The organism is Methylobacterium sp. J-048 (assembly GCF_022829515.1).
GTDB lineage: Bacteria > Pseudomonadota > Alphaproteobacteria > Rhizobiales > Beijerinckiaceae > Methylobacterium.
Genome location: NZ_JAKSYL010000185.1, coordinates 36,960 through 51,971, shown reverse-complemented (window position 1 = coordinate 51,971; position 15,012 = coordinate 36,960). Strand labels below are relative to the sequence as shown.

14 protein-coding genes are annotated in these 15,012 nt (G+C 70.4%); 3 read left to right on the top strand and 11 right to left on the bottom strand.

What is annotated here, in order from left to right:
- Window positions 1-73 precede the first annotated feature (73 nt).
- Window positions 74-1,756 carry a methyl-accepting chemotaxis protein gene (locus MKL09_RS18720; protein WP_244022580.1) on the top strand — a complete coding sequence of 561 codons (1,683 nt, stop codon included), beginning with the start codon at window positions 74-76 and terminating at the stop codon, window positions 1,754-1,756.
- 10 nt (window positions 1,757-1,766) lie between these two features.
- Here MKL09_RS18720 and MKL09_RS18715 read toward each other — a convergent pair whose 3' ends face one another.
- The 7 genes from MKL09_RS18715 to MKL09_RS18685 form a co-directional block, all read right to left on the bottom strand.
- Window positions 1,767-2,780, bottom strand: coding sequence for an adenosine kinase (locus MKL09_RS18715; RefSeq protein WP_244022578.1), 1,014 nt, complete (start codon window positions 2,778-2,780; stop codon window positions 1,767-1,769).
- 52 nt (window positions 2,781-2,832) lie between these two features.
- Window positions 2,833-3,387 carry a Uma2 family endonuclease gene (locus tag MKL09_RS18710; RefSeq protein WP_244022576.1) on the bottom strand — a complete coding sequence of 185 codons (555 nt, stop codon included), beginning with the start codon at window positions 3,385-3,387 and terminating at the stop codon, window positions 2,833-2,835.
- Window positions 3,388-3,452: 65 nt separating this feature from the next.
- Window positions 3,453-4,862: an MFS transporter gene (locus tag MKL09_RS18705; protein ID WP_244022574.1), complete on the bottom strand. Its 1,410-nt coding sequence runs from the start codon at window positions 4,860-4,862 to the stop codon at window positions 3,453-3,455.
- A 78-nt stretch (window positions 4,863-4,940) separates the two neighbouring features.
- Window positions 4,941-5,870: a glutaminase gene (locus MKL09_RS18700; RefSeq protein ID WP_244022571.1), complete on the bottom strand. Its 930-nt coding sequence runs from the start codon at window positions 5,868-5,870 to the stop codon at window positions 4,941-4,943.
- A gap of 25 nt (window positions 5,871-5,895) precedes the next feature.
- Window positions 5,896-7,665 (bottom strand): ABC transporter ATP-binding protein, encoded by a 1,770-nt coding sequence (locus MKL09_RS18695; RefSeq protein WP_244022569.1) that lies wholly within the window; start codon window positions 7,663-7,665, stop codon window positions 5,896-5,898.
- Window positions 7,666-7,868: 203 nt separating this feature from the next.
- Window positions 7,869-9,242 (bottom strand): MFS transporter, encoded by a 1,374-nt coding sequence (locus tag MKL09_RS18690; RefSeq protein ID WP_244022567.1) that lies wholly within the window; start codon window positions 9,240-9,242, stop codon window positions 7,869-7,871.
- Complete coding sequence (locus MKL09_RS18685; protein WP_244022676.1) at window positions 9,239-9,955, bottom strand: PRC-barrel domain-containing protein; 717 nt, start codon at window positions 9,953-9,955, stop codon at window positions 9,239-9,241. Before MKL09_RS18685 ends, MKL09_RS18690 begins: the two co-directional genes overlap by 4 nt.
- A 291-nt stretch (window positions 9,956-10,246) precedes the next feature.
- Between MKL09_RS18685 and MKL09_RS18680 the strand changes: the two genes are divergently transcribed.
- Window positions 10,247-10,648: a hypothetical protein gene (locus MKL09_RS18680; protein WP_244022565.1), complete on the top strand. Its 402-nt coding sequence runs from the start codon at window positions 10,247-10,249 to the stop codon at window positions 10,646-10,648.
- 246 nt (window positions 10,649-10,894) lie between these two features.
- On the opposite strand, the gene MKL09_RS18675 is transcribed toward MKL09_RS18680, so the two are convergent.
- Entirely contained in the window at window positions 10,895-11,329 is a 435-nt protein-coding gene (locus tag MKL09_RS18675) for a PRC-barrel domain-containing protein (RefSeq protein ID WP_244022563.1), read from the bottom strand.
- A 323-nt stretch (window positions 11,330-11,652) separates the two neighbouring features.
- On the bottom strand, window positions 11,653-11,775 hold the full coding sequence (locus tag MKL09_RS32050) for a hypothetical protein (protein WP_279605965.1): 123 nt from the start codon (window positions 11,773-11,775) through the stop codon (window positions 11,653-11,655).
- A 244-nt stretch (window positions 11,776-12,019) separates the two neighbouring features.
- On the opposite strand from MKL09_RS32050, the gene MKL09_RS18670 reads away from it, so the two are divergent.
- Window positions 12,020-12,382, top strand: coding sequence for an SWIB/MDM2 domain-containing protein (locus tag MKL09_RS18670; protein WP_244022561.1), 363 nt, complete (start codon window positions 12,020-12,022; stop codon window positions 12,380-12,382).
- 193 nt (window positions 12,383-12,575) lie between these two features.
- Here MKL09_RS18670 and MKL09_RS18665 read toward each other — a convergent pair whose 3' ends face one another.
- Window positions 12,576-13,373 carry an SDR family NAD(P)-dependent oxidoreductase gene (locus tag MKL09_RS18665; RefSeq protein WP_244022559.1) on the bottom strand — a complete coding sequence of 266 codons (798 nt, stop codon included), beginning with the start codon at window positions 13,371-13,373 and terminating at the stop codon, window positions 12,576-12,578.
- Between the two features lie 84 nt (window positions 13,374-13,457).
- On the bottom strand, window positions 13,458-14,852 hold the full coding sequence (locus MKL09_RS18660) for an MFS transporter (RefSeq protein ID WP_244022557.1): 1,395 nt from the start codon (window positions 14,850-14,852) through the stop codon (window positions 13,458-13,460).
- Window positions 14,853-15,012: the final 160 nt, after the last annotated feature.

Genomic DNA, 15,012 nt, shown 5'->3' with positions numbered 1-15,012 from the left:
CGGCGAACTTTAAAATCTTATTGTCATCCTGGCGCGCTAATGTTCGACGCATTGGCGTGAGATGGAGGATGAAATGCAGTGGGGGCGCAGTATAACGGTCCGTTTGTTTTTGATGTCATTTGTTGGCTTCGTTCTTCTGATTGCAAATTCGCTTTCCAACATTGCGAGTATCAAGGAGGTTCACGAATCGGCCCGGGCGATGCGGGATGTCTGGAACGTGAAGAATCACGAGCTGGACGAGCTGCAGTTCCTGGCGCTCCGGTACCACACCACGACGATCCGCAAGGTCATCGCGGAGGACAGCGCCGAAAACCGCGACCTCGACGCCGAATTCACCGAGATGGATGCGATCATCCCGGAGAAATTCAAGCAGTACCGATCCCATGTCGGGTCTTCCGACGAGACCGCGCTGTGGACCGCGTTCGAGGCGCGGTGGCAGGCCTATCTCGCCGCCCGTGAACCCATCGTGGCGGCCCTCAAGCGCGGCGACCGCAACGCCGCCCGCGACGCCATCGCGCCGGCCCGCACGCCCCTGGTGAACGCCTTCGGGGCGCTGTCGGACCTTGCCAAGGTCAATGCCGCGGGCACGCAGGCCGCGACGCAGCGCGCCGAGGACGCCTACACGACGGCCTGGACCGTGACGGCCGCCCTGCTGGCTGCCGGCTTGGTCGCAACGGCCACCGCACTCTGGGTGATCCTCCGGGGCGTCGCCCGCCCGATCCGGACCATGACCGAAATCATGGCGCGCCTGGCCGCGCAGGACCTGTCCGTCGCCGTTCCCTATGCCGAACGGCACGACGAGATCGGTGCCATGGCGGCGTCCGTGCAGGTCTTCAAGGACGGCCTGATCCGGGCTCGGACGCTGGAGCTGGAATCGGCCCGGGCGCGGGCCGAGGCCGAGGCGCAGCGCAAGACCGGCATGCGCCAGATCGCCGACGCCTTCGAGGGCGCCGTGGGCGGCATCATCGGGACGGTCTCGGGGGCCGCCGCGGCGCTGCAGGCCACGGCCACCACCATGACCAGCACGGCCTCGGGCGCCGCCAACCAATCCCTGCGGGTCGCGAGCGCGGCCGAGCTGGCCGCCACCAACGTCAACACCGCCGCCTCGGCCGCGGAGGAACTCGAAAGCTCCGTCCGTGAGATCGGCCGCCAGGTCTCGAATGCCGCCGCGCTGACCCAGGCCGCCGTCGAGGATGCCGCCTCGACCGCCCACCTTGTGCAGGAGCTGAGCGGCGCGGCCTCCCGGATCGGCGACGTGGTGACGATGATCACGACCATCGCCGGGCAGACCAACCTGCTGGCGCTCAACGCCACGATCGAGGCCGCCCGGGCCGGCGAGGCCGGGCGCGGCTTCGCCGTGGTCGCCGCGGAAGTGAAGGAACTAGCGAGCCAGACTGCGAAGGCCACCGACGAGATCAGCGGCCATATCGGGCGGATCCAGGCCTCCACCGACGACGCGGTCTCGGCGATCGGCCGCATCGGCGGGCGGATCCAGGAGATCAGCGCGGTGGCGACCCTGATCGCCGCCGCCGTCGAGGAGCAGGGGGCCGCGACCCAGGAGATCGCCCGCAACGTCACCCAGGCGGCCTCGAGCGCCGGCGAGGTGACGAGCAGCATCTCCGGGGTCGCGGGCGCCGCCAACGAGACCGGGGCGGCGGCCAATCAGGTGCTCAGCTCGGCCTCCGAGCTGTCGCTCCGGTCCGAGCATCTCCGGAGCGAAGTGACCCACTTCCTCGCGACGGTGCGGGCGGCCTGAGGACGGCCGCTCAGAGCAGCTTGCGCGCCTTGGCCAGGTTGACGAGGTCGGCCTGGGGGCGGGCGCCGATATGCTGGATCACCTCGGCGGCCGCCAGCGCGCCGAGGCGGGCGCTGGTGACGTGGTCGAGGCCGCGGGCATGGCCGGCCAGGAACCCGGCGGCGAACAGGTCGCCGGCCCCGGTGGTGTCGAGCACCTCGCGCACCGGGCTCGCCTCGACGGAGCGGACCTCGCCGCCCTGCACCACCAGGGCGCCCTCGGACGAGCGGGTGACCAGGCCGAGCAGGTGCCGGCCGCGGGCGTTGCGCTCGTCGCGGAGCGCGGCCACGGCGGCCTCGGGATCGTCGGTCTGGTAGAGGCTCTGGAGCTCGCCGATATTGGCGAACAGGATGTCGACGCTGCCGTCGCGCACCAGCCCCAGGAACTCGTCCCGGTAGCGGCCGACGCAGAACGCGTCCGACAGGGTCAGCGCCACCGCGTTGCCGGCCTGGTGGGCGATCTGGACCGCCTTGCGGAACGCCTCCTTGGCGGCGGGCGGATCCCACAGGTAGCCTTCGAGGTAGACCACCCGGGCCGAGGCGACGAGCGCCCGGTCCACGTCCTCGGGCTTCAGCCCCTGGCAGGCGCCGAGATAGGTGCTCATCGTCCGCTCGCCGTCCGGCGTCACCAGCACGAAGCAGCGGGCCGTGGCCGGCCCCTCGCTGGCCGGCGGCACCGTGAAGCCGACGCCCGTGGCCTTGAGGTCGTGGCCGAACAGGCCGCCGAGCTCGTCGTTCCGGACCTTGCCGACGAAGCCGGTCTTGGCGCCGAGCAGGGCTGCGCCCACCGCGGTGTTCGCCCCGGAGCCGCCCGAGACGATCGTGGCCGGACCCATCGCGGCGAACAAAGCCTCCGCCCGCTCCTCGTCGATCAGCTGCATCGCGCCCTTGGTCACGCCCTGGGCGGCGAGGAAGGCGTCGTCCGTGCGGGCGATCACGTCGACGATGGCGTTGCCGAGCACGAGGAGATCGAGGGGTGTGGTCATCCGGGCGTCCTGATTCGCGTTTGCGCCGCTGTGACATCCGCCCCGGATCGGATCAAGCCGCGGGGTCTGCGGGGGGCGGGAGATCGGCGAACAGCTCGGCGACGGACAGGCTCATTCCGGGCGGGGTCAGGTCGAGGGCGCCGTCGCTGGCGATCCGGGTCGCGATCAGCCCGCCGGCACCGCGCGCATGGTGGATCACGAGGCGTTTGACCGGGTCGATCATCAAGTAATGCGATACGCTGGCGACGCTGAAATAGCCCGAAAGTTTGCGGCCGGAATCCACAGTGACGGTGCTGGGCGACAAAACCTCGACAACGAGGATGGGATTGGGGATCTCGATCGCATCCGGGTCCGCACGCGCCCCACAATAAACGAGGGCGTCGGGCTCGAAGACCGTCGTGTCGTCGATGCGGACGCTCATCCCGTCCGGCAGCGCCCGACAGGGGAGCTGAGTCCGGTTCAGGGCGGATCGGAGCGCGAGATAGGCCGAGGCCTTGACCTCCGCGTGCCGAACCCGCTCCGGCGACATCGCGACAACTTGGCCTTCGACCAGCTCGTAGCGTCCCGGCTGGCCTTCGGCCCAGACCAGGAACTCGTCGACCGTCATCCGGGGCTTCGGCTGTGCGACCATGCGGTCAGGCTAACACGATTCGGGCTCGCGCAGACCGCGCCTCACCCCGCGATCTTCTCCAGAGCCACGTCGCGGGTACGCGGCCCGAGAAGCCCGACCAGCAGCCCGGCGGCCAGCATCGCCGCGGAGATGAACAAAAACACCCCCGGGGTGCCGGCCTCGCGCAGCACGAACGCGATGACGAACCCGGTAAAAATCGCCGAGAAGCGGCTCCACGAATAGACGAAGCCCACGGCCCGCGCCCGGATACCGGTGGGGAACAGCTCGGCCTGGTAGGCGTGGAAGCTGTAGGACATCACGTTGGAGGCCAGCGTCAGGCCGATCCCGAGCGCGACGATCACCGACACGTCCCGGGTCCGCGCGAAGGCCAGCCCGCAGGCGATGTAGACCAGCGCGGCGGCCACGATGACGTGCTTGCGCTCGAACCGGTCGGCGATGGCGAGCCCGATCAGCGGCCCGACCGGGGCGGCGAGCGCGATCAGCGCCGTGTAGGCGAGGCTCGACGTGATGGTGATGCCCTGGGCCACCAGCAGCGTCGGCACCCAGTTGGCGAAGCCGTAGAAGCCGACCGTCTGGAACACGTTGAAGCCGGCCATCATCAGAGCCCGGCGCCGATAGGGCGGCACCCACAGGTCGCCGTAGGCGCCGCGCCGCTGCACCGGCTCCGGTGCCGCGGGCGTCGGCAGGGGCCGGCCGTACTCGGCGGCGACTTGGCCTTCGAGGCGCCGCAGGACCGCGTCGGCCTCCGCGAGCCGCCCGCGCTCGACCAGCCAGCGCGGGCTCTCCGGAAGGCCCGCGCGCAGCCACCAGACCCCGATCGCAGCGGTGGCGCCGATCAGCACGACCCAGCGCCAGCCGTCGATCCCCAGCGGCGCCGTCGGGATCAGCAGGTAGGACAGGAACGCCACCACCGGCACCGCGGTGAAGCCGATGCCCTGGCACAGGGCGAAGGCGCGGCCGCGGATCGCCTTCGGCACCAGCTCCGAGAGGTAGCTGCCGATGGTCACCATCTCCAGGCCGAGGCCGATCCCGGCGATCAGCCGCCAGAAATTGAGCCCGAACGCCTCAGTCTGGCAGGCCATCACGACGTTGGCGGCGGTGTAGGACAGGAGCGACCACGTGAAGATCGCCCGGCGGCCGAACCGGTCGGCGAGCCAGCCGCAGACCAGGGTGCCGATGAACAGCCCGGTGAACAGGGCCGCCACGAAGCTCGCCACGCCGCTCGCGCCGAACAGCCCGGGGGTCGTCGGCGTGAGGATCCCGGCCTTCACGAGGCCCGGGGCGACGTAGCCGGTGAACAGCAGGTCGTAGAGTTCGAAGAAGAAGCCGAGGCCGAGCAAAGCCACGAAGCGCCAGACCGTGCGCGTCGGCGGCAGCCGGTCTAGGCGGGCCAGGATGGCGCCGGGATCAAGATCACTACCCGACGTCCGCGCCGCCGTACTCGTCGTCATGTGCCGGGTCCTGCCTCAGGCGCCGCAGCACCACGTTGGCGCAGTGCCGCGGAAGGCGACGCTGCGCAAGGTAGTTGGTCAGGCCCCGAATACCGACCAGCCCATGCGCTGGGTCAGGCGTTCCAGGGCGACGCGGCCGAGATGGGAATTGCCCGCGGCGTCGAGGCCCGGCGACCAGACCGCGATCGAGGCCTTGCCGGGCGCCACCGCCAGGATGCTGCCGCCGACGCCGCTCTTGCCCGGCAGGCCGACCCGGTAGGCGAACTCGCCCGAGCCGTCGTAGTGGCCGCAAGTCAGCATGATCGCGTTGATGCGGCGGGCCCGCTCGGCCGAGACGACATTGTGGCCGGTCGAGGGGTTGCGGCCGTTATGGGCCAGGAACCGGCCGGCCGTGGCGAGCTGGCGGCAGGTCATCGCGATGGCGCAGTGATGGAAGTAGACGCCGAGCGTGTAGTCGACCGGGTTCTCGATGACGCCGAAGGACTTCATGTAGTTGGCGAGCGCGGTGTTGCGGAAGCCCGTGCGCTTCTCCGAGGCCGCCACCCGCTCGTCGATGGTGATGGTCGGATCCTGGGCCAGGAACTGCATGAACCGTAGGATCTCGCCCAGCGCCTCCCGGGGCTCGTGGCCCGAGAGGATCACGTCGGTGACCGCGATGGCGCCGGCGTTGATGAACGGGTTGCGCGGCACGCCGCGCTCGCGCTCCAGCTGGACGATGGAATTGAACGGGTTGCCCGAGGGCTCGCGCCCGACCCGCTTCCACAGCCGGTCGCCAACCATGCCGAGCGCCAGGGTGAGCGTGAACACCTTCGATACGCTCTGGATCGAGAACGGCGTCTCGCTATCGCCGCTGGTCGTGACCCGGCCCTCGGCATCGATCACCGCGATGCCGAACTGGTTCGGATCCACGTGGGCGAGCTCGGGAATGTAGTCGGCGACCGCGCCCCGGTCGGAGCGCTGCGCCATCTCCTCCGAGATCTCCCGGACGACGCTGTCGAGATCGGGCACGGCCGGCTTACCCCGGGCGCCCGGCTCAGGCGGCGGCCAGGGACATCGACATCGATTCCTTCTTCATCAGCTCGCGGAAGAAGCCGTCGAGATGGGTCAGGTTGTCGGGCGAGCCGTCTTGGATGATGCGGCCGCCCTCCAGCACGACGATCCGGTCGAAATCCTGCAAGGTCGACAGGCGATGGGCGATGGCGATGACGGTCCGGCCCTTCATCAGGTTGGCGAGCGCCTGGCGGATCGCCTGCTCGGATTCCGCGTCGAGCGCCGAGGTCGCCTCGTCGAGCAGAAGGATCGGAGAGTTCTTCAGGATCGCGCGGGCGATGGCGATGCGCTGGCGCTGGCCGCCCGAGAGCTTGACGCCGCGGTCGCCGACCATCGTGTCGAAGCCCTCCGGCAGGGCCTGGATGAACTCGGTGCAGCGCGCCGCCTCGGCGGCCTGCCAGACCTCCTCGTCGGTGGCCTCCGGCCGGCCGTAGCGGATGTTCTCGCGCAGGGAGCGGTGGAACATCGACACATCCTGCGGGACGACCGTGATCGCCTCGCGCAGGGATTCCTGGGTGACCCGCTCGATGGTCTGGCCGTTGATGCGGATCTCGCCGCTCTTCACGTCGTAGAAGCGCTGCAGCAGCGAGAACAGGGTCGACTTGCCGCCGCCCGACTTGCCGACGAGGCCGACCCGCTGGCCCGGCTCGATCACCAGATCGAAATCGGTGAAGACCGGGCGCCCGTCCGGGTAGTTGAAGGCGACATGGTCGAACTCGATCTTGGCGCCCTGGCCGGCGAGCGGCTTCGCCTCCGGATGGTCCACGAGGTCGTGCGGCTGGAGCAGGGTGTGCAGGGCCTCGGCGAGGCGGGCGGTGTGCTGGGTCGCGTCGACCAGGGCCACGGCGAGGTCGCGGGTGGCCGCCAGGATGCGGATGCCGAGCGTGCAGACCAGCACCACCTGGCCGTTGGTCGCCTGGCCGGCTTCCCACATCTGGATCGCCCAGTAGAGCAGGCCGAACACCGCCAGCACGGTGAGCACCGCGTGCACGATGCGCAGCTTCTCGAGGTAGAGCAGCGACGAGCGCCGGGCGCGCATCTCGGTGGCGATGGTGCCTTCGAAGCGCTGGCCCTCGCGCTTGAAGCCCGAGAAGGCGCGCACGAGGGACATGTTGCCGACGAGGTCGACCATCTCGCCGTCCACCGAGGCCGCCTTCGCGGCGAAGTCATGGTGCAGCGGCTTGCCGGCGGCGGCCATCTTGAACATCAGCACGACCACGGCGGCGAAGACGCCGGCCAGGATCGCCGCCATGGTGGTGTTGACCGTAGCGATGTAGGCAATCGATCCGAAGGCCGCGACGGTGGGCGGCATCACGTTGAACACGAACATGTTCTCGACCGTGAAGATCGCGTTCGAGGTCGCCGTGATGCGCGAGGCCAGGGTGCCTGGCTGCCGGTCGGAGAAGAAGGTCGGCGAATGCCCGGTCATGTGCCGGAACAGGTCCCGGCGGATGTCGCCAGTGACGCCCACGAAGGTGAAGGCTCCGGTCAGCGCCGCCACGCGCCAGAGCATGTTGTCGGCCGCGATGAAGCCGATCAGGACGGCGAGCGCCCCCCAGACCACGGTGTTGCCCGGGCCAGGTCCCTTGGTCAGCGCGTCGACCACGCCCTTGAGGGCGTAATCGGTCGAGACCGAGAACCCGACCGCGCCGAGCACGGAGATCAGGATCACCAGGTGGGGCACCCAGCGGCGCCGGAGGTATCGCCCGACGAAGGCGAAGGGCCTCTCAGCGTATTGGTGCAGCTCTTCCATCGCGGTGACCATTCCGTATTCACGCGGCACTGGCGGGTGCGGGCTGAGGCGGAGTGCAACGCGGGCGCAGTCGAACCCGCAGCGGCAACGCGACAGCGTTGCCATATGTTGCACCGGCCCGCACCTCCCGCGCGGTTTTATCTGTCAAACCTGAACGCCGCTTGAGCGGCGCGGATACAGACAAGCGAATCTGGTGCCGCGGATCACGCGTCCTCCACCGGCTGGCGCGTCTCGGGCATGATCAGCGCCACCAGCATGAAGGCGGCAAATCCCATGAAGGCCAGCCCCAAGAAGGCGCTGTGGCTGCCCAGGCGGTCCGCCATGATCCCGGCGAGCGAGGTCGAGAGGGCGGCGCCCACGCCCATCGCGGTGCCGACCGCGCCGAGCGCCAGGTTGAAACGTCCCGTGCCGCGGGTGAGATCCGAGACCACGAGCGGAACCATCACGCCGAGCACCGAGGCGGAGATCCCGTCCAGCACCTGGATGGCGACCAGGCCGTACGGGTTGGTCGTGTAGGCGAGCATCAGGCCGCGCACCGGCAGGGCGCCGAAGCCGAGGAGCAGGACCGGATAGCGGCCGAACCGCTCGGCGGCCCGGCCGACCGCGGGGGCGCTGATGGCGAGCACCGCCTGCGGGACCATGATGCAGGCGGCGATCAGGGCGGTCGCGGTCTCGCTCGCCCGCAGGGTCAGCACGCTGCCGACCAGCGGCAGCATCGCCGCGTTGGCCAGGAAGAACAGGACCATGCAGGCCGAGAAGCACAGGAGCCCGCGATTGGTCAGCAGCGCCCGGACCCCGTCCTTCCCGGAGGCGCCCGGCGTCTGCGCCGAGGCCGGCTCCCGGAACACGTTGGCGTCGATCTCCTGGGCGCGGATGCGGCTGAGCGCGATGATCGTCGGCACCACCAGGGCCGCCGTCAGGTAGAACACCGCCCCGTTCGACAGGTAATAGCCGATCGCACCCATGCCGGCGGCGCCGAGCGCGTTGCCGACGGCCGCGAAGCTCGCGTTGCGGCCGAGGCGCTCGCCCGCCCGGGCGCGGCCGACCAGCCCGATGCTGATCGCCGCGATCGCCGGGGTCAGCACGCAGCTCGCCCCCGAATGGACCGCCATCGCCAGCAGCACCACCGGGAAGCTCGGCCAGACCGCCAGCGCGAAGGCGCTGCCCGAGATGCCGACTACCGCCACCGCGGCGGCGAAGCGCTTCGAGCGGACCACGTCGACGAAGCCGCCGCCCGGCACCTGCCCCAGCAGGGCGACGAGGCTCCCCACCGTGAGGGCGAAGCCGATATCGGACTGGGTCCACTTCGCCTGCGAGAAGTAGACGGCCAGGAACGGCCCGAACCCGGTCTGCAGGTTGGCCACGAAGAACGCGAAGGCGTCGAGGCCGTGGCGGCTGACCGCCGAGAGCGTTCGGTCCACCGGCACGGCCTCCGCGGCGGCCCGCGCGGGCTCGCGCGGCGAGACCTCGGCCGTCTGGTCCTTCAGGCGGGCGGGGCGCGACCGCGGATCCGGCCGGGACACCTCGCGCTCGCGGGGGGAAATGGCGGGTCTGGCCTTCAATCGGGCCACCGTCACTTATCCGGAGCCTTTTCCGGAGGGGTGGCGGGAACGGCTGACGGGGCGGCGGCCCCGCTCGCGGGGGCGAGAGCCGTCGGTGCGGTGGCCGTGGGAGCAGGCGCGGCAGGGCCGCCGGCCGGCGGTGCCGCGGTGATGGCCTGATCGCCCTCCGGCGTGGGGGCGGCCGGGCTGGCCGGGCCGAGCACGACGATCGGCTCGCCGGCCTTGTATTCCGGCGACACGCGGACCTGGTTGCGGCTCAGCGCGACGGAGAGCTTGCGCTCCTTGTTGCCGTCGGCGGTGAAGCGCAGGGCACGCCAATCCACGGCGATCTTGCGGGTGCCGACGCCGAGGAAGCCGCCGAAATCGATGATCGCGGCCCGTGGATGCCCGTCCTTGTCGATGATGATGTCGATCACGCGCCCCAGTTCGTCGCCGCCGGCGCTGCGCACGCTGCGCCCGAGCAGGCTCTCGTAATCCTGGGTGTCGAGGACGGTGGCCGGGGTCCCCTGCTGCTGTTGTTGCGCGGCGTTCGTCGGGGGCGCCTGCGGCGCGGGGGCGGGGGCGGGAGGCGCTACCGCGGGTGCCGTTCCCGTGGTCGCGCCCGGGGCTGGCTGGGCGGCCGGCGGGCTCGGAGGCGGAACTTGGCCGGATGCGCCGTCGCCCCGGATGGACGGGGCTTGCGCCGCAACGCCGGACGCCCACAGGGCGAGCGTCACGGCCGCGATCATCCGGGAGGTTCTGAACACGCTACGTCCTCTGAGGAAGGGCGGGGTCCAGCCGACGCGCCGGCACGACCCCGACCGTATCGGCCGGATCCCGGGCCCGCCGCCGGCGCGACCCCGCCTGCGGACAGCACCCTGTCGCAGGACCTGGGCGAAGTTATGGATCGTCGCAGCCCGGCCGCAAGTTCCGCGCCGCCGGACGGATGTCTGGTTTTCGCCGCAACCCCAGCGTAGACACCGGACCAGAAACCCATGTGCGCCGCAGAGACCCATGCGGCCCCTTGCGAGGACCACACGATGTCGACCCTCACCTCGTCGGGACGCGCCGCTGCGCGCGGCCTCGCGCTCGGCGCCGCCCTGGCCGGCTTGGTGGCCGGCTGTCAGGCGCTCGGTGGCGGGGGCGGCGTGATGCCGGCCTCCGATGTCGGGCTGCCGCCCTCGCTGCGCGGGTCCCTGCCCAACCGCGAGCCGCGCAACGCGGCGGCCGATGCGGACGGTCCGCCGCCCCAGACCACGCCGACGAAGCAGCTCGCGATCCCCCGGACCGCCGGCGGCGCGACGCAATCCGCCAGTGCCAGCGAGCGTCGGATCCGGCGCGAGGATATCGAGGGCGGCAACGCCTCGAGCGGCTCCGGCAGCAGCTCCATGGGTCCGATGCTGTCGCCCGGCGGCAGCGTCGGTCTCGGCGGGAAGTTCTAAGGGCGGTATCCGGGGGAAGGCGCGGCGGCGTTACGCGTGACGGGCGCGGGTCCCCTCTTCCATGCGGGAGAGGGACATGGTGAGAGATGCGACCTTTCCGGTCAGACCTGACCCCTCACCCCAACCCTCTCCCGCACGGGTTAGCGGCATCACACATCGAGGTCGGCAGAATACACGGGAAACACTGCGGCTCTCCCTCCCCCGCAGAGGGGGGAGGAAGGGCGCGCTTAGCAACCGCCGACGAGTTCACGCCGTCGGCGCGCGCACCCCGTAATAATCTTCGATCTTCCCGCGATAGTTCGGGTCGGCGAAGGCGTCCTCGCCCGGGCCGTGGCTCGGGGCGCCGGCGAGATCACCCGGGTCGATGTCGACCACGTAGCCGCCGAGTTCGGTGCTGTAGGTCAACGCCTTCCAGGGAAGGGGGTGGTGGATCTCGCCGAGGCCGAGGAAGCCCCCGAAGGCCAGGACCGCGTAGGCGACCTGCCCGGTGACCTTATCGACCATGAAGTTGTGCACGGCCCCGAGGTGCTTCCCTTCGCGGTCATAGACGGCCGTGCCCTCGACCTTGTTCGAGGCGATCAAGCGGGCGGTCTCGTCGATGGCGATGCCCTCGCCGGTGGGATCGAGCTCCAGGGTGCCCGTCTTTCTCACGGGACGCTCGGTGGGCAGATCCGTCGGCATGGTGACTCCCGAGTTTACGCGGACCGGGCCGGACGTGCCTTCGGCCCTGCTGACTAAACGCCGGGACGGAAGCGGGTTCCGCCATCCGGGAGATCCGCGCGCGTCCCGGCATTGACCCGGCGCCGGTTGATCCGCCTCCACACCGAGCGGCGCGCCGGCAGACTCTCAACGCCGAAGGCCAGGTCGTGTCGCAAGCCCCGACCGCAGGAAGGCCGGACCCAACGTTACCTGGACGGCGTGCGCGGTGCTCTACGAGGTGATGGGATCGATCATGGGTCCGCGCCGATGCGTCGGACGGCTCTGCGCGGCAATCCCGCCAGCTCTCAAATCAACCCGCGGCCCGGTTCCAGGTCGGCCGCATCGGGTTCGGCTCGGATACCGAGACCAAGACCGAGCACGAGCCCGGTGGCGAGCAACAGCGCGAGCGCGAGAACCGGGGTAAACATGACTGTATTTCTCGCGCCGGATCGTTAAGAGCAGGTTTCGGCGGCGCGGGTCCGACGAAATGTTCTTCGCGGCGGCGCAGAGCGGCCGGTTCGGGGGCGGATTTCCGGGTCTGCCCTGTGGATGAGGGCTCCGCGAAGGCGATTTCCCCTTGGAACGGCGGCAGCACCGCTTAGTTGCTGCTATGCTGGCTCGGCCGTGGGGCGCTCATGCCCCGGCCTGCGGCCCGAGAACCGGAGGAAGTTTATGGCCACGAAGACTGAGAAGGCTGCGCCGAAGGCGGCCAAGACCGACGAGCCCAAGGCCGCCAAGGCCGCGCCCGCGAAAGCCGCCAAGCCCGTCGCCGCGAAAGCCGCCGGTGCGAAGCCGAACGCCCTGCAGCAGCCGCTGAAGCCGTCCGCTGAACTCGGCGCGATCGTCGGCACGGCCGCCCTGGCCCGCGGCGAGGTGGTCAGCAAGGTGTGGGAATACATCAAGAAGCACAACTTGCAGAACCCTGAGAACAAGCGCGAGATCCTCGCCGACGACAAGCTCAAGAAGGTCTTCGGCAAGGATAAGTGCTCGATGTTCGAGATGAACAAGCATCTCGCGGCGCACCTCAAGTCCTGATTGCCTGGAGCCGTTCCCAATCGCGTTGCGGTCGGGCTCGGCTCTCAGTCGTCAACGTGCGCTCGTGCCGAACGGGTCTCAGTTTCGGCGAGATGCGCACTGGTGCCGTGTCCGGTGATCCCGCCGGACCGCCGGCTCCGTATCGACCGGGGCCTGCCGGCTCCGAGCCGATGACCGCTTCGTCCGAGGCGGTCTATGCGAGACCCTGTAGGACACCGCCATCCACCCGCAGCGCAGCGCCCGTCGTGGCGCTCGCTGCCGGGCTGCAGAGATAGGCGACGAGGTTGGCCACCTCCTCCACCGTCGCAAGGCGTTTGATTAGCGACGACGGGCGATGCTCCGCCACGAAGGCCCGGCCCATCGCGTCGAGGTCGGCATCGGCCGCGCCTCCGGCCATCTGCCTCATGAACTCCGCGACGCCCTCCGACAGGGTCGGCCCGGGCAGCACGCTGTTGACCGTCACGCCGGTGCCGGCGACCGTCTGGGCGAGGCCGCGCGAGATCGCGAGCTGCGCGGTCTTGGTCATCCCGTAATGGACCATCTCGGTCGGCGTGTTGATGCCGGACTCGCTGGAGATGAAGATGACCCGGCCCCATCCGCGCTCAGCCATGGCCGGGGCGTAGGCGCGCGACAGGCGCACGCCACTCATGACGTTCACGTCGTAGAAGCGCTGCCAATCCGTGTCCGGGATCTCGAAGAACGGCTTCGGCTCGAAGATCCCGGTGTTGTTGATCAGGATGTCGACCGTCGGCAGCGCCCGGACGAGGGCATCGACGCCCTCCGCGCTGGCCACATCGCCCACTGCCGCGAAGGCGCGTCCGGCCTTGGTCTCGCCGCGCAGCTTGGTCAGCGCCGCCTCGACGCGCTCCGCAGTGCGGCCGTTGATGCCGACCTCGGCGCCGAGGTCGCAGAGTTCCTTGGCAATGGCGTAGCCGATGCCGCCGGTCGAGCCGGTGACGAGGGCCTTCTTGCCGGTGAGGTCGAGGTCCATGGGCGGAGACTCCGGGGCGTGGATCGTGCGGGTATCGATCTCCGCCAACGCTCGCCACGCCGGTCGGTGGCATGCCGGGCCCGCCTAACCGCCCTTACCGCGCCGCAGGACGCTGGCGCAGCCGCCGAGCGCCGCGAGCGCCACCGCACAGGAGAGCGACAGGGTGACGGCCCGCTCGGCCCCAAGCCCGTGGGTCAGCCCGAAGATCACCGCCACGAGAGCCGCGCCCAGGGACTGCCCGGTGAGGCGGGCGGTCGATTGCATCCCGCTGGCGCCGCCGGCGCGCTCCCGCGGCGCCGAGGTGACGATCACCTTGTTGTTGGGCGACTGAAACAGGCCGAAGCCGAGCCCGCACAGGGTCAGGCGCCAGACGATATCGAGGGTGGCGGGCGCCTCCGGCAGCAGCGTCACGCAGACGAGGCCGGCGGCCAGCATCGCCAGCCCGATGCCGCCCAGCAGGCCCGGCGGGTAGCGGTCGGCCAGGCGTCCGGAGACCGGCGCCATCGCGGCCACCGCGATCGGCCAGGGGGTGAGCAGGAAGCCGGTCTGGGTGCTGGAGAGGTGCAGCACGTCCTGGAAGTAGAACGGCAGCGCGACGTAGGACACCATCTGGGCGGAGAACGAGGCCACCGAAGTCGCCATCGACAGGGCGAAGGCGGGGATCCGCAACAGGTCCACCGGCAGCAACGGCGCCGGCAGCCGGATCTGGCGGCGCACGAACACGGCGCCGATCACCAGGGCGCCCACCAGTTCGGCGACGGCGATAGCCTGGCCGTCCGGGTCGCCGAGCCCATCGATGCCGATGATCAGCAGGCCGAAGGTCAGCGCGTTGAGCACGGCGCTCACCAGATCGAAGCGCCGTCCGCTCGCCGGGGTCACCGGCAGGGTCCGCGAGGCCACCGCCAGGGCGAGCAGCCCCACCGGGACGTTGACCAAGAACAGCCAGGGCCAGGTCGCCACCGACAGGATCGCGGCCGCCACGGTCGGCCCCGCGGCCGAGGCCACGGCCACCACCAGGGCGACGTTGGCGACCCCCTGACCGATCATCCGGTGCGGGTAGATGAAGCGCACGAAGCCGATATTGACGCTCATGATCGCCGCGGCGCCGAGCCCCTGGACGATGCGCCCGACGATGAGCATGGGCAGGCTCGGCGCCACCGCGCAGGCCAACGAGGCGGCCACGAACACGGCGAGCCCCGGCAGGTAGACCCGCCGGAACCCGAAGATGTCGCCCAGCGACGCGAACGGCAGCAGGCTCGCGGTCACGGCGATCTGGTAGGCGTTGACCACGAAGATCGCGTCGGCCGGCTTCACCGCCAAGTCCTTGGCCATCACCGGTAGCGCCACGTTGACGATCGCCCCGTCGAGGACCGCCATGGTCATGGCGAGCCCGATCGCTGCCATCGCCAGGACCCGCTCGCGCGGCGGCAGGCCGTCACGCTGGGCGGGGGCGCCTGTACCGGCCGGGACCTGCGCCATGCGCGCGCGCTCCTGCGACGTCCCGGCGGGCCGGCGACGTCGATTGCGTGGGACGATCCGGGCGTGGGATGCCGCGCGGATGCCGGCTTCCTCTCGCGCAGGCGCAGCACAGCGTCGAGGGGCGCGGCGTGTTCTATGTCACGGCGCGGGCGGGATTGTT